The following is a 20,970-nucleotide window of genomic DNA, read 5'->3' as shown; positions in this document are numbered from 1 at the left end:
ATATGGATTAATCTATGTCGAACCGCCTTACGAAAATCGTCACACGTGGCGGCGACAAGGGACAAACCTCTCTTGGCGATGGCGCGCGTGTTGAAAAAAATGACCCGCGTATCGGCCTGCTAGGCGATGTTGATGAGCTCAACAGTTCGATCGGGGTTGTCGCCAGCCACCTGAAAACAGGATCGCTGGCGATTATTCTGCGGGGCATTCAGCATGATCTTTTCGATCTTGGCGGCGCGCTGTCTTTTCCGGGAACCAAAGTGTTGTCGGAAAAGCATGTGGCCAGGCTTGATGAGATTGCTGATGAATTAAATGCCGGATTGCCGCCATTGAAAGAGTTCATATTACCAGGCGGATCGCCGGCGCTGTCATTTTGCCATGTGGCGCGCACAGTTTGCCGTCGCGTTGAGCGGGCCATGGCGGCGTTTCATAACGATGTTCCGGATGCCGAATATGCGCTTCAATACCTTAATCGGCTGTCGGATGTGCTTTTTATTATTGCGCGCGTTGAAGCAAAGCAGTCCGGCGTCGCGGAAATTTACTGGCGCAAAGAAAATTCCCTGGCTTCTCAGACGGAATGATCAATTGGCTGCAAAGTTAAGTCGATGTGACCAGCTCGCTCGACAATTGTTCCGTCAACGCTGAAGGCGCTTTTGAGGAGCGAAGGCCGGAGCACGTCGCCCGGCGCGCCATCGGACGCTATTGAACCCTCTTTCAGGACAATCAGCCGTGAGCAGTAACGCGCAGCGAGGGATAAGTCGTGGAGGGCGGCGATCACTAATCCGCCTTCGCTGCTTTTCGTTTTAAGGAGCGTCATGACGGCCATTTGATGCGCCGGGTCGAGTGCAGCGATGGGCTCGTCTGCAAGCAGCAATGGGGTCTCGCCCGCGAGCGCGCGGGCAAGATGGACGCGGGCTAGCTCGCCGCCGGAGAGTTCCGCCGCGGGCCTTTTCGCGAGATGGTCTGCGCCCGCGTCTTTCAATCCGCGCTCAATCGCCGCCGTGTCATGAGGGTTTTCGGTAAGCGGCGCGCCATAGGCAAACCGTCCGAGGGCAACGATATCGCGTGCTGTCACCGACCAGTATACGGATCGCGCCTGCGGCAAATAAGCGATTTTCCGAGCGCGTTCTTGAGGCGACATATCAGTGATGTTGTGCCTGGAAAAACGAATGGCGCCGCTATCCGGGCAAAGCAGCCCCGCAAGTGTTTTCAGTAGAGTAGATTTTCCAGCGCCGTTGGGACCGATGAGGCCGAGGAACTCGCCTTTCGACGCTTCGAACGAAACAGCGTTGAGGACCTTCCGCTTTCCGAGCGTGACAGACACATCGCAGGCAATGAGTTGCACACTCATGAGGTGACCCGCTTGGTGGTCGCCGCGACCCAGACAAATCCTGGCGCGCCAATCAGAGCCGCCGCCACGCCCAGCTTCAATTCCTGATCAAACGGCAGCAGGCGTATACAGATGTCCGCCATGGCCAATGTAACCCCGCCTAGAAGCGCGCTGGGCAACAAGATGCGCGCCGGGTCGTGATCGCCGAATGCACGAACAATGTGAGGGGCGACGATGCCCACAAAGCCGATGGCCCCGGCGATGGAAACGCTTGCGCCGACCAGTGCGGCTGCGCCCGCGATGACCAGCATGCGAGTGATTTTAAGGTTGGCGCCGATGCTTGCAGCTGTTTCTTCGCCGAGTGTTAATGCGCGTAAACCGGGCGCTGCAGCAAGAATCATCACTGAGCCGGCAAATGCAAACGGCGCGGCAAGCGTTAAATCGCGAAAGCTGCGATTGGCGACAGTGCCGAAAAGCCAATTGATCAAATCAGAAAGTGCAAACGGGTTTGGCGCAAGATTCATGGCCAGCGAAATAAGGGCGCCGTAGAGCGAAGACAGTCCAACGCCGATAAGAATGAGCCGTGCAGTCGAAACCCGTCCCGCGCCGAGAAAATAAAGCACAAGCGTAGCGCCGAACGCGAAAAAAATCGCGGCAACCGGTGTCGCCCAAAACGCGATTGCCGCCAGATTGAAGTATATCGCCACTACGGCGCCGAGCGCTGAAGCGGCGGAAACCCCGAGAACGCCAGGATCGGCAAGGGGATTTCTAAGCAATCCTTGCAGGCCGGCGCCGGCAAGCCCGAGGCATGCGCCGGCCAGCCATGCCGCAAGAGCGCGCGGCAACCTGATTTCACGAACGATCGCCGATATTGCTCCATGATCGGAAATCAGAGATCCGGCAATGTCGCTGGGTGAAATCGCCACCGGCCCCAGAAAGAGAGCTGCAAGAATTGAAACTGCGCTGGCAACGCTAAGCGCAGCAGTCAGTTTTTTTGGAAAGGTAAGGCTCATTACTTCGCCTCGCGCTGTTGCGCAATTTGTTCGACGGCATCCACGGCAAACCAGGCGGCGCAACTGATGACATCTGGCGGCAGATGGATGGTTGGCGTTTTTTCGAATTGTTGTTCAATGGCAGGATGGCGGGCGGCGGACCAGTAATTGATGTCTTGATCCCTGGAAAGAAAGAACCCAGTGACGATGACAGCAGGCGGGTTCAGGAGCAACGACTCGGCTGGCAAAGGCGGCCAGTAGATCTCACCATCAGCCGCCGCAATGTTTATCAAGCCTGCCGCCGTAAGAATTGCATCGATCATCGTATGGGCGCCAGCGGTAACGCCGCCGGGCGTTACGTAAAGCGCTCGTTTTTGATCTGTGGTGTTTGACTTAACTGCATCAAGGCGTGACTGCATTTCGTCGATAAGCTGCTCGCCGCGATCAACCTGATCAAGGGCTGAGGCGACCATGCGGATATTGGCTTTTACGCCTCCAAAATCTTCGGGGTAACCGAGCGAAACGACTTTCGCGCCAAACTGCGATAAAGTTTCTGTCGCACCAACACCGCCGCCCCATTGTCGAATAACGAGATCAGGTTCCAAAATAAGAACCTCTTCTGGTGAAGGGCGGATGCGTTTATGGTTCTTCGCCTCATCGCGCATATAGGAATAGTCTTTATCCGCGCCGCGCGAAACGGCTATGATTTGTTCTTTATCGGCCAACTTTAAAACATACTGATCCGAGCAGTAATCAAGGGATATGACCCTGGGACTTGCAGCGGCGCTGGAAACCAGCGCCGCCACAATGATTATAATTTTTGTTATGTGTTTCAAAGCCGTACCCTAAGCCCGCCAAAGACGGAAAGCCCCGGTTCCGCATATCCAGACACATCCTGATAATTCGTATCGGTTATATTTTCGATCCGCCCATATAATTCTAGCGAATCGGAGACGGTGTAAGCGGCGCGTAAGTCGGCGCGGAAAAAAGAGTCATTCGGCGCCGGCGTATCGTTTTCAGCCCCGTTGAAAATGAGGCTTGTCGATACAGTAAAGTTTTCGATAGGTGATGCCGTGAATACAGCGGTTCCGCTGTGCTTTGGCTGCCGCAATAGCTGGAGGCCAGTTGATACGTCCACAGCGTCCACGTAGCTATAGGATACAAAAGCTGAAAAGCCTTCGCCGATATCGACCTGCCCCTCGAGCTCAACGCCACGCGAACGTGTTTCGTTAATATTGAAATATCCGCTTCTAGCGAAATCAAAGTCGATCTGATCTTCAACGCGCGTCTGGAAAAAGGTCGCGCGGAAGAAACCATTCAGACTGCTGTTGCGAAAATTTTTCTCGACACCGAAGTCGAACCCGTTAGCGCGTTCCGGTTGAAGGTTTGGATTGGGTATGGTGCCGAACTGATCGAAGTTGAGTTCGAATAGTGTGGGCGCGCGAAAGCCCTGTCCCCAACTGCCGCGCAGCACAAATTCCCCGGGCGCCGCCCATGCGGCGGCGACGCGCGCCGTGGTTGCGCCGTCAAAATTTGAGAACTCATCCCGGCGTGCGCCGGCTGAAACGGTAAAAGTGTCTATGGGCTTCAATTCCGCCATGGCGAACACGGCTCCTGCGGAGGCTTCTTCGTCAACGCCCGAAACAATCACAGAAGTGCGTTCGACTTCAGCGCCTGCAATGACGCGAGCGTTATCTGATAGTTCAACCGCCCCCAGGTAATCTGCAGAAAGACGATCGCCTTCCCCGCCAAAAGTTTCAATCCCGCCGTCGCGATTGACGCGATCGATGGCGTTATAGGAGACGGTCAGCGCACCATTAAAGCTGCTGTGGTCGTGTAAAGCGCGCCCGGCAATGGCGTAGTCCTGCGTGTCCTCGGTTTCATCGGTGTCGCCAAGGGAAAAAAATGTCGGCGGAGGAAAGCCGTCAATTTCCGCATGGGAATCGCTAAAGCGTCCAATGATTTCAGCTTGCCAGTTTCGGTTAAGCGCAACACCGCCCGAAAACGACCCTGAGACCGATCGAAAGCCATCGGCTTCGGTTCCAGACGCTGCTCGCGAAATACCATCTGTTCTTACGCCGGAGATCGTAACACGGCCATAAGTATCGTCATTGCCTAACGTCGCCGTCCCGCCGCCGCGCAATGTCCCTCGGGAGCCGCCCTCTAGATATGCAGCAGTTCCACCCGCTGCTTTCTTGGTGGTGATATGGATAACACCGCCGATTGCATCGGCGCCGTAAAGCAAACTCTGTGGTCCGCGAAGTATTTCGATACGCTCAATGTCCGCGACGTCCAGGTTGGCAAAATTGTACCCGCCTTGAGGCGCAGAGGCGTCGTTGACAACGATGCCGTCGATGACGACTAGTGATTGTCCGCTTGAGGCCCCGCGAATGCGCGCGCTCGCTACGCCGCCATAGGAACTATTTCGTGCGATGGATACGCCTGGCGCGTCACGAAGGGCGTCAGACACAAATGGATACTGACGCAGCTTTATGTCAGCCGCGTTTATAAGGCTTACGGATGAACCAACTTCTTCAAATTGGTTTTGGGTTCTTGTGGCGGAAACGATCAGTTCGTCCCCGGTTGCGGTCTGAGCTTCAGCAGTTTGCGTGAGGGCAAACGCCATAAAGAGTAAAGAAAATGAGATACGCAAATTTGTCATCGACGACTCCTAAAAGGTTGGATGTCGCCATGACGGATCTACCGCTCGTTTTGGCTGGTCCCGGCCAAACGAGAGACGACGTCGACGGCAGGTCTCCTGACTTTGCAGATCACCCAACTTTTCACCGCCTTCCCGGATTACTCCAGTGGCATGCTGGCGAAAGTCTCACTGCTCACAGTTGCGGGCACAGCCGCGGATTTTCACCGCGTTCCCTATTCTCCCTCGGTAAAGAGGGCACCGTCTATAATTTTGATATACGCCGCCCCGGAACAGATCAAGCTGTTCCGGGGCGAATCGAATTCTAAAACTGAATTATTCAGTCGCTTCGGCTTGTTCAACGACATCGATCATCGGCACGTCATACCAGCCCATGTAATCGACAATTGAAGCCACGCCGACGGCGGCTAAAAGAAGAATGATCAGCCAGAGGATTGCTTTCATTTGGACACCCCACACTTTGCAACGGATTCCCCGATTGCGAACATTAACCGACTAAAAACCTGCTGGCTACCGAAAACATTCGCAAATGCGAGAGAGTGCCGATCAAGCCTTGGAAAATAGGCCTACTCCCACTTTTGGACGTCGGCCTAAATCCTGTTTTTCAAGGGGTTAGCTGTTATATTCGATGTCGATGCGACATCGAAATCACTCGCCAAAACTACCCGCGGGGCCCGGAAACACAACCGGCGTTTGTGCGCCGTCCTTAGCGATCGCAGACACGCCAAAGAAGTAATTATCAATCACAATATTTTCGAGCGTAAACTCCGAAACGGCGCCAACATCAATACTATTGGTCCATTGCGGTGAGTCCGTAAGCCTCCAATGAACCTTGTAGCCAGCAAGGTTTTTTGCGGATTTTCCTTCTGCGTGCGACCATTTTAAGGTTGTAGAAGGGGATACCGCGCCGGACACTTCGACATTGGCCGGGATCGGCGGCGCTGCCGCCATGTTCGCTAGCGTTACGACGTTAAGTGACGTGAGTTTGCGTGCATAATCGAAATTTACGCCTTCAATTACGTCGCCATATTGCACGCCGTTTTCAGAGCGCAAATCCTGATGTTGACGGTCATAATGTTCATGCGTTTCCATAATGCGAACACCTGGAATGCCGACCTCATTGAAGGGGCGGTGATGGCCTCCACGCGAAAAGCGATCAAGACGATATATCATGATGACGTCGAGGTTTGGGATATATTCGTCAGCGAGCCGATCAATATAACGTGCGAGGTTGCGGGAAGGGGAATCGACTTCTCCTCCGGTAAAGCGTCTGGTTCTTGCTTCTTCCGGCGTTTCGTTTGCACGCGTGCCTTCCGAGAAGACGCGTGAGGTTGAGTTTTCTATAACACCGTCGATGCCCTCGATATTGCCGATCATGTCATTGTTCAAAACAGCTTTAACGCGCCAACCTTCATCAAGGGCGTGTTTAGCGACGATTTTACCGCCAAAAAGGCCTTGCTCTTCACCCGAAAGACCGGCGTAGACGATTGTGCCTGCAAACTCCTCCTGGGAAAGAACCCGTGCGGCTTCCAAAACGCCAGCCATGCCTGAGGCGTTGTCGTTTGCGCCGGGGCTGTCGGACTCTCCGTCCATAGGATCGCTGACGCGCGAGTCGATATCGCCGGACATCATGACGACGCGGTCCGGGTCTAACCTGCCTCGTTGGATTGCGATGACGCTCACAACCTCGGTGCGCTCAGGAATGCGGGGCTCGCCTTCGATAAAGTCGCTGACATAAATCACATCCAGACAACCGCCGCAGTCGGCCGAAATTCTGTCGAATTCGGATTTTATCCAGCGCCGGGCGGCGCCAATGCCTCTGGTGTCGGACTCCGTTTCGGAGAGAGTATGGCGAGTTCCGAAATCTGCGAGTCGGCGGATATCCGCCTCGATCCTGCTGGCCGAAACCGCAGCCTCCACCTTGCGCAATCGCTTGTCATTGTCTGTTTGGCCAGCCGCATCGGCGGTCATGACTAAAATGAAAGCTAAAAAGACGGAAAGGATTGATCGCATCTGAAACCTTACTTTTTGTCATAAAAACGGCAAAAGTGTTGCGCTGCCGCAACCCTTGTGGGGAAACCGCATGCAGCCTTGCAGAGGAAGATGCGTTGATGCAACATCGTTAATGAGATATTAATTGATTTAGCGCGATTCCGCAGTAAGCAGGCTATATTTCGAGCGTTAAACCCGCTACGGAACCCGCGTATTTCAACGGCAGGCTGCGATAGCTTCGTGGCTTGACGGCCAGTCCACCTGAGGAGGGGAAGATGAAAATCAAGACGACCTTGCTAGCAGCTGCAGCAATGACGGCCATCGCGCCTGCGGCTAATGCCTACGAAGGGCTTTATGGTGCGATCGGCGCCGGCCTCAACTACATGGGTCACGAAAACGACGTCAGCAATGACGGCGTTAGCACGACCCCTGGGCCTTTTGTTTTTGATAGCTCGGCTGAACATGATAATGGCATCGGCGTCTATACGGCTCTCGGTTATGACTGGGGCAACAATTTCCGTACAGAGCTCGAGTATTCCTACCGCAGCAATGATATTGATCATATCAATTCTGATGGCGCAGGATTTTCTGGCTGGCCAAACGGTTCGATTACTGGCGACCTCAGCACGCATGCTATTCTAGCAAATCTGATTTATGATTTCAGTAACTCCAGTTCTTTCACACCTTACATCGGCGCCGGTATCGGTGTTGGTTTTGTCGACCCAGACATTACCGGCACAGTAAATCCAGGTGCGCCGACGTCGCCTCTTTCAATCGCTTATGGCGGTTCAGAAGCGAGCCTCGCTTATCAAGGTATCGCTGGTGTTGCGATCGGTCTGGCGGAAGGGTTGATGCTCGATCTTTCTTACCGGTACTTCGATACGCTGAAGTCTGAGCATGCCGGCACGCTTAACGGCGCGCCTGCAAATTTTGATGTCGCAAACCAGTCACACAGTGCTTTCGCGGGTCTTCGCTGGAACTTTGGTGCTTCTGCGCCAGCGCCGGTAGCGCCTCAGTTCAAGGACTGCTGGGACGGTTCTGCCGTACCGATGACGGCTGAATGCCCGCCGCAGGTCATGGAAGATACTTCTGCTGACCTCGACCCGGTCAACTTCACGGTATATTTCGACTACGACAAGTCGAACCTGACCTCACAGGCTTCTGACCTTATTCGTGAAGCTTCCGCCCGTGCTCTTGAAAATGACATCGACACAGTCGTTGTTGCAGGTAACACGGATACTTCTGGCGGTTCCGCTTACAACCAAGCTCTCTCAGAGCGTCGCGCGCGCGTTGTTCGTGATGCGTTGATCGCAAACGGCGTACCAGCCGATCGCGTTCGAATGGAAGCTTACGGCGAAACGAACCTTGCTAAACCGACGGCAGACGGCGTGCGTGAGCCTCTTAACCGTCGTGCAGACGTGATGATCTCTTTCGAGTAAACGTCTCCTATAACGATCAAATATTGAAACCGGCGCAGGTGCCTGCGCCGGTTTCTTTTTACGCTTTCCGATAGGTTGTCTGTTAGGCGCCGTAAATTTTCTTAAATGTTGTTACAGCTTGATTGACCTGCGCATCGATTGCAGCAGAGAGGTCATCCGGGGCATCACCCATCAGTGCTTGCGTGTGCAGCGGTTCAGTGAGAAGCGCTCCAAGCTGCCAAATAGCTTGTTCTGCATCTTCAATCCGATACGCGCCGCGCGCTGCAAGACGCGCTAATATGGGGGCGCACTGTTTCGCCATCCAATAGGAGCCATGCTCTAGATAAGCTTTGCCGATTTCAGGTTTGCGTTCTGCTTCAAAAGCGGCAATGCGCCTAAGAGACAGGGCTTCGGGTTCTAATATTCCTTGTAAAAATTGAGTGGCGAGTTTTCGGACTACTTCTTCCGGGGGAAGGCTTGCTTCGATATCGTCGACATTGACTGGTAACAAATTTTTGCATGTCTCCATGATTGCCGCGCCGAACAATTCTTCTTTGGAGCTGAAGCGATTGTACACGGTGCGCTTGGAGACGCCTGCCGTAAGGGCGATCTGATCCATGCTGGCCGCATCAAACCCAAGCGAAAGGAATGTCTTTCGTGCAGCCGCCACAATAGCTTGTGTTTTTTCGTCCAGTTCGTCTTCGCTCTGGGCTCTGGCTTCACTCATTGGGTCTTCGCAGTTTACTTAGGTAAGCCTGAGAGTATGACCGATTTTGGCAAAAAGCGAAATCGCGTGCGCTCCGTCATTTACCAAGCGTTAACCACGGGGGGCGATTGATACCGCAATGGCGAAAAGAAAAGCGAAAGGTAAGGCAAAGCGGCCTTTAAAGCGCCGAAAAGGGCGTTCCCGTGCAAAAGCGCGAAAGGTAAGTCGTTTTTCACCATTTGCGCGAGCTGTAGGCGAGCTTGGGGTATTCGCCATGACCTTGCTGATTGGCCTTGCAGCTCTTTTTGCCTATTTTGCTAGCGACCTGCCTGACTCTTCAGAGCTTTGGCGGGAAGGCGCCACCCCGAAAATCACGCTGTTATCTGCGGACGGTTCACCGATAATGCGTCAGGGCGTGTCGCAAGGCGCTCCAATACGTCTGGCAGACTTGCCGCTTCATGTTCCGGATGCTGTTTTGGCGGTTGAGGATCGAAATTTTTATCATCATTTTGGCGCCAATCCTGTATCGATACTGCGTGCGCTGATTGTAAACGTCACCAGAGGCGAAGTCCGCCAGGGCGGCTCTACTATTACGCAACAACTCGCGAAGAACGTCTTTTTGACTGGCGATCAAACGATCAAGCGTAAAATTCAGGAATTGATGCTTGCGGTCTGGCTTGAGCGGAAATTTACGAAACAAGAGATACTAACGCTCTACCTCAATCGTGTTTACTTTGGCGCCGGCGCCTATGGCGTTGACGCCGCGAGCTACCGGTATTTCGGGAAAAGCGCAAAACACTTATCGCTTGGCGAGGCCGCGGTTCTTGCTGGGCTATTAAAAGCGCCTTCGCGATATGCGCCGACGAACAACCCGGATGATGCAGGAAAGCGTGGGCGGCTTGTTATTGAGCAAATGGTCGAAGCAGGTTTCTTGACCCGCGAGCAGGCAGACCGCGTCATCGCTGATCCGGTTCTATTGGCCAGCCCACGGTTTGAAGCAGCGCCTTATTTTGTAGACCAGGTGTTGCGGGAAACGCGGAAAATTACAGGTGATCTTGATGCAGATCTTTTTGTATTCACGACATTCGACCCAAAGGTTCAGGCCGCAGCAGAAACAGGTTTGATTGCCGGGGCTGCAATGGCAGGCTCTGAGATGGATGAGGTTGAGGCGGCGGCTGTGTTCCTGGATGGGGAAGGTGCTGTTCGCGCAATGATTGGCGGGCGTGATTACGCTAAAAGTCAGTTTAACAGAGCGGCTCAGGCGCAGCGCCAACCTGGCTCAGCGTTTAAGCCGATTGTTTATCTCGCAAGCCTCTCAAATGGTAAGTCACCTGATGCCATGGTTGTTGATGCGCCGGTTACGATCGGAACATGGGCGCCGGGAAACTATAAAGATAAATATTACGGCGACGTTTCTATGAGAGAGGCGTTGGCGTTGTCTCTTAACAGCGCCGCAGTGCGCGTGCAGGAAGAAACCGGCCGTCAAAGTGTGCGTGACATCGCACGTCAGCTTGGGTGGAAGGGGAATCTCGAAACGGGTCCCTCGCTTGCGCTTGGCGTTGATGAGATTTCGCCAATGGGACTTGCTGGCGTCTACGCGCCATTTGCAAATGGCGGGCTGCAAATCGAGCCCCATCTCGTCGAACGAATAGAGACTGCTGATGGTGATCTGGTTTATGCCCGTAAAGGCGCCGTTGTTGGCGAGGTTGCGGATGCCGAAGCTATCGCGGAACTCAATGAAATGCTTGAAGCGGTTGTAACTTGGGGAACCGGCCGAGCTGCGAAAGTTCCGGGTTACAGAACTGTGGGCAAGACCGGGACATCTCAAGATAGCCGTGATGCGTGGTTTGCCGGGCATGCAGGCGGGCTGGTGGGGGTCGTCTGGATAGGACGCGATGACAATAAACCTATGAACAATGTCACAGGCGGCCGTGCGCCAGCAATCATTTGGCGTGAGATGATGGCGCGAGCCTTGCCGCCTCCGTCTTATGTGGCTCCGGTCATTGATGAAGACCCTATCGCCGCAATATTACAGATGGACGGCTAACCGTTCTCCGCTACGCCATAGCTGAAGAGCGCTGGTCCTTGCTGGTCAAGCCAAGTTGCCGCGGCTCTCGCATCGACACCTAGCTGACGAACGACGCGCCAGAATGCTGGCGAATGATTCATATGAATCAAGTGTGCGCACTCATGAGCGACAACATAATCAAGGATATCGGGCGGAGCGAGTATAAGCCTCCAGGAAAAAGACAGGACGCCCTCCGATGAGCATGATCCCCACCGGGTCCTTGTATCTCTGATGTTAATGCGGCGGCGCTCTTTTCCAAGAGCCCTGCAGTACTCATCAGCCTTGTGGGTGATGCGTTTTCTCGCCTCCCGTTTGAGCCAATCAGAAACTCGGCGGTTCAGGTGCTCCGGCTGACCGCCGACGCGGATTGCCGGTATTAGTTCGGCGTCAACCTGAACGGACCTTCGTGAGGAAGGGTCGTTCAGGATAATATGTTCAATGCCGGCAAAGGGAATACGCATGTCAGCAGAAAACGGTCTGCCGCGCAGAGAATCGCTGAGCTGTTCGGCAATCCAGTCTATCCGGTCTTGCGCAAAACGAATCGCCTCGGGGATCGCTCGTTTTGACGGCGCTGTCGCCAAGATTTCCCCAGCTATCGGATCAACCTTTAGAATCAATTGCTTGGCGCGGCGGTTGACGCGCACAATCAACGGAGTTGATTGCTCGCGTATATTGATCTCTGTTCTGGTGGTGTGACTGGCTGACATGTCATTGTTACGCTTACCAGACTATCCTCGCGAGTTTTGCGAAAAGATCAAACTATTTCGAGATTTTTGAATGCGTAAAGTTTTTCAAGTGAGCCATGCTCGATAAACCGAAAAAGAAACAACAGGCCGCGCCCAAAACGCAGCCGACACCGATGATGGTGCAGTATCTCACCATCAAGGAGGAGGCTGGTGATGCGTTGTTGTTTTATCGCATGGGGGATTTTTACGAGCTTTTTTTTGATGACGCTGTAGCGGCTGCGGGAGCGCTCGATATAGCGCTTACGAAAAGGGGGCAACACAGCGGCGCTGACATCCCGATGTGCGGCGTGCCTTTCCATGCATATGAGTCGTATCTCGCAAAGTTGATACGATCAGGATTCAAGGTTGCTATTTGTGAGCAAATGGAGAGTCCGGATGAGGCGAAAAAACGGGGCTCGAAATCTGTCGTTCGCAGGGAAATCATTCGAATTGTCACACCCGGGACAATCGTTGAGGATTCTCTCCTCGATGCGCGCTCAAACAATTACCTTGCCGCGCTTGCGATTTTGCGTGGCGGTGAAGAAGCGGCGCTTGCGTGCGTGGATATCTCGACGGGTGAGTTGTCCGTACGTGAAACCGGTATGGACCGGCTCGTGGCGGACCTGGCAAGCGTATCGCCCAAAGAGCTGGTCTTGCCTGAACTGCCAGAAGACGATCCCTGGCGGGCCAAGATCTTTGACCGTTCAAGCGACATCACAATCACGCCGCAAGCCGCCCAGTATTTTGATTCAACTGCTGGTCAGCGTCGCATATTGGAAACATTCAATGTTGCCTCGCTTGACGGCTTTGGCGACTTTTCCCGCGCTGAGTGCGGCGCGCTTGGCGCTCTTTTGAATTATGTCATGCTGACACAGGCAGGGCGGACACCGTCCCTCAGTCCGCCACGCAGTGCTTCTATTGACGATGCGATGGTGATCGATGCCGCGACACGGTCGTCTCTGGAAATTCTGCAAACACAATCTGGCGCGAGAAAGGGGTCTCTGCTGTGGGCTGTAGATTGCACAGTCACAGGCCCGGGCGCACGATTATTGGCGTCACGTCTTTCTGCGCCTCTTGTGAATAGTAACGCCATCAAAGAACGACATGATGCGGTTGGTTTTTTTGAACATTCCCATGACTTGTGCCAACGAGTGCGTGAGATTTTAACGGAAACACCGGACGCTGCGCGTGCTGTTTCCCGTTTGGCGATGGATCGCGGCGGTCCCCGCGATCTCGCTGCTATCCGCGATACGCTGATGAAGGCTCGTGAACTCGCTAAAGTAATTTCTCATGTCGACCCGACGCCTCCATCGAAAATCACCCATGCGTTGGAGGTAATGGAAGATAAGAAAGGCGAAAGTTTTTCTGCGTTGATTGACATGTTGCGAAGCGCCTTGAGTGATACGCTGCCCATGCTGGCGAGAGACGGTGGTTTTGTTGCAAAGGACTATGATCCAGGGCTTGATTCAGTCCGTATGCTTCGGGATGAATCAAAACGCGTCATTGCCGGCCTCGAAGCCAAGTATCGCGAGCAGACTAACGTCAAGGCACTTAAAATTCGCCATAACAACGTGCTTGGCTATTTTGTTGAGACGCCGCCTTCCCACGGTGATAAACTTTTGGCGTCACCGCAAGACGAGACGTTCATTCATCGTCAGACCCTTGCCAGCGCTGTGCGGTTTACGACCACAGAACTTGCTGATCTTGACGCAAAAATTACGCGCGCGCGTGATGAGGCGCTGGCTCGCGAGATCGAAATTTTCAGCAACTTGCGTTCGATGACGCTGGCGCATCGCGAAGCCATATTGGCCGCCGCCGGCTCAGTTGCTGAAATTGACCTTACTGCAAGTGGGGCGGTGCTGGCGCGCGAACAAAATTTCGTTCGACCCACAGTCGATAATAGTCACGCCTTTGAGATCGAAGGGGGGCGACACCCTGTCGTTGAAAAGGCTGGCAGTGAGCGTTTTATCGCCAATGATTGCAGGCTGGGTGATGCAGACGAGCCTCAATTGTGGCTTGTTACCGGCCCGAACATGGCTGGCAAATCCACTTTTTTGCGACAGAATGCGTTAATCGCAATTCTCGCACAGGCAGGGCTTTACGTGCCTGCCGTAAGTGCTCGAATTGGTGTTGTGGATCGCGTTTTTTCAAGGGTCGGTGCGTCTGATGATCTTGCGGGAGGGCGTTCCACTTTCATGGTTGAAATGGTGGAAACCGCAGCAATTTTGAATCAGGCAACCGATAGATCCCTAGTGGTGCTGGATGAAATCGGGCGCGGTACATCCACATTTGACGGCATGTCTATCGCCTGGGCGGCGGTTGAGCATCTCCATGACGTTAACCGCTGTCGCGGATTGTTCGCCACGCATTATCATGAACTGACGGCGCTGGCGGAGAAGCTTTCAAGACTTTCCAATGTTTCCATGAAAGTCCGTGAATGGAACGGCGATGTCGTGTTTTTGCACGAAGTCGGAGCGGGGCCGGCCGACCGGTCCTATGGTGTTGCCGTAGCGCGCCTTGCTGGTCTGCCGCCGTCCGCCGTTTCTCGGGCGGAAGCGGTTCTTGAAATGCTGGAAGAGCGCAGGAAAGATGCAGGGGGACTGGTCGATCTGCCGCTCTTTGCTGCCGCAGAGCCAGTCAAAGAAAAAGCGCCGTCTGACAATGAGACAATGATCGACGCACTCAATGCGCTTAATCTCGATTCGATGTCGCCCAAAGAAGCACTTGATGCGCTTTACCGGTTGAAATCCAAATTGGATCAGCTATGAGGGCGCAAATTCTGCGCTAGCCCTCAAGAAAAGCGACACTTTTGTGACAAAGCCTATCATCAAGCAAGCCCTTGCAGTGATTGTTTGTACAATGACGACTTTGGGCGTAGCGGCCGCTGATAAGACAGATGTGAATTTCAGTCTGGCGAGCGGTGTCGAAGCTTATCGTGCCGGAGAATATTCGAAAGCATGGAAACTGTTGCATCCTATCGCTGACGCAGGTGACGCTAAGGCGCAGAGATATGCAGGCAAGATTCTTCTGGCGGCTAATAGACCGGAGCTACTTGCCGGTGATGTCCCGTCAGGTGTCGACTATCTGGCCAAAGCAGCATTGGCCGGTGACTATGTCGCGCTTGTGGAACTTGAGAACTTGCGCCGGGATGGCGGCGAATCTGCGCCTAGCATTGAGCAGATAATTGAGATCGAGGAGAGTCTTGCTAAGGAAGGTGATCCCGTCACCGCATGGCGGCTTGCCAAGCGTTTCGAGACAGGTGACGGTGTTTCATCCTCTCCAGAAAATATGGTCAAATGGCTTGAGGTAGCCGCGTCGGCAAGCATCGACCGCTTTCCAAAGGCGCGCGAGGCTGCCTTTCGGTTATGCGAAGCCTACACGCTTGTGGTACGCGAAAAGACCTTGGCTGAGCGTTGGTGCCAGAAAGCGGCAAGTGAAGGGCATGCCGGTGCGGCTATCCTCCTCCGACGCGTCGCACGAGCCCAGGGCTGATAGCTCTCTCTCGCTAGGCGTTGAAAATATCTGCAGCGCACGCGAGAATAGCGTTGTCTTTCAACGCCAGACATTCAGGTCTGAACTCAAATGTGCCCCGCGTGACAGAAACTTCAGCGCCTGCGGGCGTAAAAACCTATCTATCAAGCGTGTCGCTCGACGAAGCGATTAGTGCGGCCGTCGCCTCCGAGGAGGCGGGGCAGGATCATGGCGCGACAGGCAAGGTGCTTAAAAACGCAATTGTGCTGTTGCGTCGTCAGACCTTGCGTGAGGTGGCGCGCGGAGACCGCATCGCTGCGCGTTTGTCCAAGGGCGTGGATGACATGATCTTAGCCCTTTTTAAGCATTCAAAAGAGGGGATCGGACAAGATATTGCGATATGTGCGATTGGCGGTTTTGGCCGTGTGGAACTTGCGCCCTATTCTGATGTGGACCTGTTATTTCTCCACACACCGGATGTTGAGGAGAAGTTGCGAGAGGCCTTAAACCGAATCCTTTACCCGCTCTGGGATTCAGGTTTGAAGATCGGTTATGCGGCGCATACGCCGGAAACTGCCATAAAGTTCGCAAAGGACGATATTGTTGCCCGCACCGCATACCTTGACGCAAGGTTTTTATGCGGGGGGAAAAAGATATTTGAGGAGTTTGCGTCTTCATACGAAAAGCTACGAAAGAAAAGCATTCCTGAATTTGTTGCTGCAAAACTAAAAGAACAAGATGAACGTCAAGCAGCATTTTTTGAAACACGGTTCCTAGTTGAACCTGATGTCAAAGAAGCCAAGGGCGGGCTTCGCGATATCCACACGTTACGGTGGATTTATAAATACGCCTATGGCGATGCAATCGGTAAAAGCAAGGCGATTGACCGCATCCTCGATCAATCTGAAAGACAGGCTTTATCTAAGTGTGAGCGTTTTTTATGGTCCGTACGCGCCCATCTTCATGATTATCGCGGGCGTGCTGACGAAAAACTGACGTTTGATGTGCAGCCGGAAATCGCCTCTCGCCTCGGTTATGCAGATCGAAAGAATATGACAGCGGCGGAAAGGTTGATGAAACACTATTTCGTCAATGCTGTTGAAGTCGGCCGATTGACGAGGCTTATGTGTGCCCGCCTAGAAGAAGAGCGGACTAAGCGGCTGCCGCGGTTGCCTAAACTCCTGCCAAAGCAATTACAAAAAGATGAGGCGCCGGGGAGGCCCAACTTGCGCTTGCGTAATGGCAGGTTGGATTTTGACAGCGCTGCTAAAGCACGCAAGCAACCTCGTGATTTATTCCGGTTGTTTCGTGCTTTCGGTAAGCAGCCAAAATTTGATTTTCATCCTGATGCGCTGGCGATCGTTGCAGAGCAAACGCCAAGCGTCACGCAAAAAGTGCGGCGCGATCCAATTATTGCGACGCTTTTCGGGCGTATTTTGTGCGACTCTGAGGACCCTGTCCGTGTGCTGCGCATTATGGAGGAGGCGGGCCTTCTCGGAAAGTATATTCCGGCATTTGGTTCAATCGTCGGGCGTATCGATTATGGCTTGTATCGCCGCTTTACACTCGATGAGCATGTATTGCGATGCGTTGGTTTATTGCATCAGATACGCCATGGCGAATTAACCATGGAGCACCCGATCGCCACCAAAATCGTTCGTGGCGCGGATAACCCGATGATTTTTTATCTGGGTGTCCTGCTGCATGAAACGATCTGGTCACTTAGGGATAAAACGGCATCTGGCGCAGAAAGGCTGGTGACGCGGATATGCAAAAGGCTTGGGCTGGATGAAAATGAGGCCGCGCTCGCCGGATGGGCGGCGTCCCGTCACCTGTTACTGGTCCGTACTGCGGAACGGCGCAATCTGACGGAGGCGCATGCAATATCAGAATTTGCAGCATCTGTTGGCGCGCGAGAGCGACTCGATTTGATGCTGGTTTTATCGGTTTGTCATTTGAAAGTTGTCGGGCTTCAGTCATGGGACGAGATGACAAGGCTTCGCCTCTCTGAACTCTATGAGGCTGCTGCGCTTTGGTTTGATCATGGGCCAGGCGCGCTTGAAAAAAAGCTGGACGCTCGCGCTGAAGAAATCCGAGGCGAGGCAAAAGAGAAGCTTACTGGCTGGAAGGAAAAAGAACGAAAGGCTTTTTTGGACCGGCTCGATGATGCGATGCTACGGTCCTTGAATGCCGATATTATCGCACGGTTTGCCAGGCTGGCTCGTGCGGCGGAAAATGACGCTGCTAATGCTGCTGTCGTGGCAACGCCGCGAGACGGTGATCTCGAAGCGATTGTCTACACGAATGACCGGCCCGGGCTTCTCGCCGACCTCGCGGGCGCCGTCGCATCGACCGGCATGAGCGTAAGAACCGTGCAGGCGCTAACGACCGAGGATGGCAAAGCCATTGATATCTTCATCATTCAATCGCCGGACGGCATTCCTGTCGAAGATCCGGACCAGTCGCGGCGTTTGCATCAAGCTCTCTTAACTGCAGCTTCGGCGCCTCCTGGCGAGAAACCAGTTATGCGGCGTCGGCTTGGCGACCGGCGTGAGATTTTCAGTGTGGCGCCCAGTGTCCGAATAGAGGTTAATGCATCTGAAGAAGCGATGGTTATTGAGGCTGAAGGGTTGGATAGGCCAGGCCTTCTTTATGAACTGACCACGGCGCTTGCACGGGAAGGGGCGACTATTTCTTCTGCTCATATCGCAACTTATGGTGAGCGGGCTGTTGATGCGTTCTACCTACAAAACGCCGCCGGTAGTAAACTTGCGGATAAAGCAGTCCTCGAACGGATCGAAAAGTCTCTACTGAAGGTGCTTTCGGCTGGTTCCGACGGGTGAACGCCGTTAAGCCGTCATTCCACCATAAAGAAGTTTTATTCCTGTATGCCGTATGAGCCGCAACCTGTTTAAATCACTCGCGACCGTTAGCGGCATGACCATGCTAAGCCGGGTGCTCGGGTTCGTGCGCCAGATTTTCATGGCCGGCATTATTGGCGCGGGTGGAAATCCGGTTGCGGACGCCTTCTGGGCCGCCTTTCGTCTGCCGAATATGTTTCGCCGATTGTTCGCTGAAGGGGCTTTCCACGCCGCTTTCATACCCATGTTTCAGGGGCGCAAAGTTGATGAAGGCAATGAGGCGGCAAAAGCGTTCGCGGAGGAAGTTCTTGCGGGTCTCGTCTTTCTCTTAACGCTGTTGACGGCGATCGTGGAAATAGCGGCGCCACTCTTTGTCTATCTTATTGCATCGGGTTTCGGAGATGACCCTGAGAAATTCGCCCTAACGACCCTCTACACGCGTATCATGTTTCCGTATCTCATGATGATGTCGCTGGTCGGGCTCCTTAGCGGTGTTTTGAACTCACTAGGGCGTTTTGCGGCATCGGCGGGCGCGCCGCTTGCGTTGAATGTTTGTTTGATCACAGCGATTTTGTTGTACGCCAACGCGGATATAGAGATCACGGGGCAAGCCGCATCTTGGGGAGTATTTGCAGGAGGGCTTGTTCAACTCGCAATATTGCTTTGGGGCGCCTGGCGGCAGGGTTTTTTGCTCAAGCTTCGGATGCCGAAACTAACGCCGTCCATGAAGCGTTTATTTGTTTTAGGCGCGCCAGGGTTCATCAGCGCCGGCGCCGTTCAAATCAACCTGATTATTGGCACCAACATCGCCAGTCAGCAGCCAGGGGCAGTCTCGTGGCTGATGAACGCTGACCAGCTTTACCAGCTTCCTCTCGCCGTAATTGGCATTGCGCTAGCTGTGGTGCTTCTACCCTTGCTTTCAGAACGTGTGAAAGCGGGCGATGAAAAAGGCGCGGCGCGGGCGCTCAACCGTTCGCTGGAGTTATCTGCGTTGCTGGCCATTCCCGCCGCAGCGGCTTTCGTCGTCATGGCGGAGCCAATTTGCGATGCGCTGTTTCGCGGCATCGCAGGTGACGCGCTTTCTTTCTTCGGGGTAAAACGCTCGGCTTTTACGGCAAATGACGTCGCCATGACCGGCGCTGCGCTTGCCATTTTCGGTTGCGGTTTACCGGCATTCGTCTGGCATAAGATTTTTCTGCCCGCCTATTTCGCTCGCGAGGATACGCGGACGCCCATGAACTACGCGTTGATTTCCATTTTTATCAATACTGCGTTGGCCTTGGCGCTTTTTCCATTTATCGGGTTTATCGCCGTCGCTGCGGCGACCGTCATTGCAGCGTGGGTGCAAGTGATCCTGTTGGCTCAAAAACTTTACCGGCAGGGGCTGTTTTCTCCCGGCGGTCGCCTCGGCACTCGGCTATTGCGGATTTTAATTGCATCGGGCGGGATGGCGGCGCTGGTCGCGTGGGCATTGCCGTATTCGGAAAGCCTTGCTCAGCATATTTGGGGCCGGGAATGGATTGTAACTGTGCTGCTCGCAGGCGCAGGCGCGCTCACATACGGCATTTTAGCCTTCGTGCTTGGCGCCGCGCGGCTGGCGGACTACAAGCGCCCTTCCAGCGGCGAATAAAGCTGCAGTTAATCTCCTCGAACGAGCTGACTTATGAGTGACATGAATACATCAATGCGCGTCCTCTCCGGAATTCAAACATCCGGCATGATGCATATTGGCAATTATATTGGCGCTATCAGAAAATTCGCCATGCTGCAGCATGAATTCGAATGTTTCTATTTTTTGGCGGACATGCATTCGATTACGGTATGGCAGGATCCGGAAAAGTTACGCGCGCAAACACTCCATATTGCAGCGTCTTACATTGCTTCAGGCGTTGATCCGGAAGTGGCCACCATCTTTCCGCAATCAGGTGTGCGCGCCCACGCAGAACTGGCATGGATTTTCAACTGCATTGCGCGGCTCGGATGGCTTGATCGCATGACGCAATTCAAGGACAAGGCCGGTAAGAATTCCGAACGTGCATCAGTCGGGCTTTATACATATCCTGTTCTTCAGGCTGCGGATATACTTGTTTACAAGGCAACGCATGTTCCCGTTGGAGAGGATCAAAAACAGCACCTCGAACTTTCGCGCGACATAGCCGCGAAGTTCAATCACGACTACAACGCGCCGCATTTTTTCCCCCTTCCTGAGCCGCTTATTAAGGGTCAATTCGGCGAGGCCGGCGCTCGCATAATGTCCTTGCGTGATGGAACCGCGAAGATGTCTAAATCCGACCCATCGGAGAACGCCTGTATTTTTCTGTCCGACGATGCGGATGCGATTGCAAAAAAAATTAAAAAAGCAAAATCCGATCCTGACCCATTGCCCTCCGAGCCGGATGGCCTGGAAGGCCGGCCGGAAGCGGCGAATCTTGTTGGGATTTTTGCTGCACTTTCAGGCAAGTCTCAGGAAGAGGTGCTTACCGATTTTGGCGGGCAGGGTTTTGGCGTATTCAAGCCTGCCCTCGCTGATCTGGTGGTAGATAAAATCGCCCCAATCAGTGCTGAGTTGCGTCGGCTTGAAGCTGATCCGGCATTCTTGCAAGGCGTATTGAAAAAAGGCGCTGAACGGGCCTCGGCTGTCGCTGACCCAATTGTTAAGGAAGTCAAGGAAGTCGTGGGCTTTCTCGTTTGACCGCTTAGTGTGCGGCGGGAATTCTTATGGTTAGGCGTTTCTTAATTGTTAACGCC

The 20,970-nt window shown here is 53.8% G+C and carries 16 protein-coding genes and 1 riboswitch; of the genes, 8 read left to right on the top strand and 8 right to left on the bottom strand.

Going from position 1 to position 20,970, the window contains the following annotated elements:
- The first annotated feature begins 14 nt into the window (after positions 1–14).
- Positions 15–581, top strand: coding sequence for a cob(I)yrinic acid a,c-diamide adenosyltransferase (locus PUV54_RS04375; RefSeq protein WP_274494350.1), 567 nt, complete (start codon positions 15–17; stop codon positions 579–581).
- Here PUV54_RS04375 and PUV54_RS04370 read toward each other — a convergent pair.
- The 6 genes from PUV54_RS04370 to PUV54_RS04345 form a co-directional block, all read right to left on the bottom strand.
- A complete protein-coding gene (locus PUV54_RS04370) occupies positions 569–1,351 on the bottom strand; it encodes an ABC transporter ATP-binding protein (protein WP_274494349.1) in 783 nt (260 codons plus the stop codon). The two genes, PUV54_RS04375 and PUV54_RS04370, sit on opposite strands and share 13 nt — an antisense overlap.
- Positions 1,348–2,343, bottom strand: a complete 996-nt coding sequence (locus PUV54_RS04365; RefSeq protein WP_274494348.1) for a FecCD family ABC transporter permease — start codon at positions 2,341–2,343, stop codon at positions 1,348–1,350. Before PUV54_RS04365 ends, PUV54_RS04370 begins: the two co-directional genes overlap by 4 nt.
- Entirely contained in the window at positions 2,343–3,158 is an 816-nt protein-coding gene (locus PUV54_RS04360; protein ID WP_274494347.1) for an ABC transporter substrate-binding protein, read from the bottom strand. The genes PUV54_RS04365 and PUV54_RS04360 overlap by 1 nt, the downstream gene beginning before the upstream one ends.
- The gene (locus tag PUV54_RS04355; RefSeq protein ID WP_274494346.1) at positions 3,155–4,984 is read right to left on the bottom strand and encodes a TonB-dependent receptor plug domain-containing protein; all 1,830 of its coding nucleotides are present in this window, start codon (positions 4,982–4,984) and stop codon (positions 3,155–3,157) included. The genes PUV54_RS04360 and PUV54_RS04355 overlap by 4 nt, the downstream gene beginning before the upstream one ends.
- 69 nt (positions 4,985–5,053) lie before the next feature.
- Positions 5,054–5,241: riboswitch (cobalamin riboswitch) on the bottom strand.
- A 55-nt stretch (positions 5,242–5,296) separates the two neighbouring features.
- Positions 5,297–5,425: a hypothetical protein gene (locus PUV54_RS04350; RefSeq protein WP_274494345.1), complete on the bottom strand. Its 129-nt coding sequence runs from the start codon at positions 5,423–5,425 to the stop codon at positions 5,297–5,299.
- A 204-nt stretch (positions 5,426–5,629) separates the two neighbouring features.
- On the bottom strand, positions 5,630–6,952 hold the full coding sequence (locus tag PUV54_RS04345) for a M28 family metallopeptidase (protein ID WP_420797938.1): 1,323 nt from the start codon (positions 6,950–6,952) through the stop codon (positions 5,630–5,632).
- Positions 6,953–7,248: 296 nt separating this feature from the next.
- Here PUV54_RS04345 and PUV54_RS04340 point away from each other — a divergent pair, with 296 nt between their 5' ends.
- On the top strand, positions 7,249–8,412 hold the full coding sequence (locus PUV54_RS04340) for an OmpA family protein (protein WP_274494343.1): 1,164 nt from the start codon (positions 7,249–7,251) through the stop codon (positions 8,410–8,412).
- Positions 8,413–8,494: 82 nt separating this feature from the next.
- On the opposite strand, the gene PUV54_RS04335 is transcribed toward PUV54_RS04340, so the two are convergent.
- Positions 8,495–9,118, bottom strand: coding sequence for a TetR/AcrR family transcriptional regulator (locus PUV54_RS04335; RefSeq protein ID WP_274494342.1), 624 nt, complete (start codon positions 9,116–9,118; stop codon positions 8,495–8,497).
- Positions 9,119–9,371: 253 nt separating this feature from the next.
- On the opposite strand from PUV54_RS04335, the gene PUV54_RS04330 reads away from it, so the two are divergent.
- The gene (locus PUV54_RS04330; RefSeq protein ID WP_274494341.1) at positions 9,372–11,144 is read left to right on the top strand and encodes a transglycosylase domain-containing protein; all 1,773 of its coding nucleotides are present in this window, start codon (positions 9,372–9,374) and stop codon (positions 11,142–11,144) included.
- Here the strand turns inward: PUV54_RS04330 and PUV54_RS04325 are convergent.
- Positions 11,141–11,872, bottom strand: coding sequence for a M48 family metallopeptidase (locus PUV54_RS04325; protein WP_274494340.1), 732 nt, complete (start codon positions 11,870–11,872; stop codon positions 11,141–11,143). The genes PUV54_RS04330 and PUV54_RS04325 overlap by 4 nt on opposite strands.
- A 95-nt stretch (positions 11,873–11,967) precedes the next feature.
- On the opposite strand from PUV54_RS04325, the gene mutS reads away from it, so the two are divergent.
- From mutS to trpS, 5 genes are all read left to right on the top strand, one after another.
- Entirely contained in the window at positions 11,968–14,658 is a 2,691-nt protein-coding gene (gene mutS, locus PUV54_RS04320; RefSeq protein WP_274494339.1) for a DNA mismatch repair protein MutS, read from the top strand.
- Positions 14,659–14,701: 43 nt separating this feature from the next.
- Positions 14,702–15,382, top strand: coding sequence for an SEL1-like repeat protein (locus PUV54_RS04315; protein ID WP_274494338.1), 681 nt, complete (start codon positions 14,702–14,704; stop codon positions 15,380–15,382).
- A gap of 101 nt (positions 15,383–15,483) precedes the next feature.
- Positions 15,484–18,204, top strand: a complete 2,721-nt coding sequence (gene glnD, locus PUV54_RS04310) for a [protein-PII] uridylyltransferase (RefSeq protein WP_274494337.1) — start codon at positions 15,484–15,486, stop codon at positions 18,202–18,204.
- Positions 18,205–18,256: 52 nt separating this feature from the next.
- Positions 18,257–19,852, top strand: coding sequence for a murein biosynthesis integral membrane protein MurJ (gene murJ, locus PUV54_RS04305; RefSeq protein ID WP_274494336.1), 1,596 nt, complete (start codon positions 18,257–18,259; stop codon positions 19,850–19,852).
- Between the two features lie 33 nt (positions 19,853–19,885).
- The gene (gene trpS, locus PUV54_RS04300; protein WP_274494335.1) at positions 19,886–20,914 is read left to right on the top strand and encodes a tryptophan--tRNA ligase; all 1,029 of its coding nucleotides are present in this window, start codon (positions 19,886–19,888) and stop codon (positions 20,912–20,914) included.
- Positions 20,915–20,970 lie beyond the last annotated feature (56 nt).

Origin of the sequence: Hyphococcus flavus, from assembly GCF_028748065.1 — a bacterium.
Lineage (GTDB): Bacteria > Pseudomonadota > Alphaproteobacteria > Caulobacterales > Parvularculaceae > Hyphococcus > Hyphococcus flavus.
This window is presented reverse-complemented; position numbering and strand designations above follow the sequence as displayed.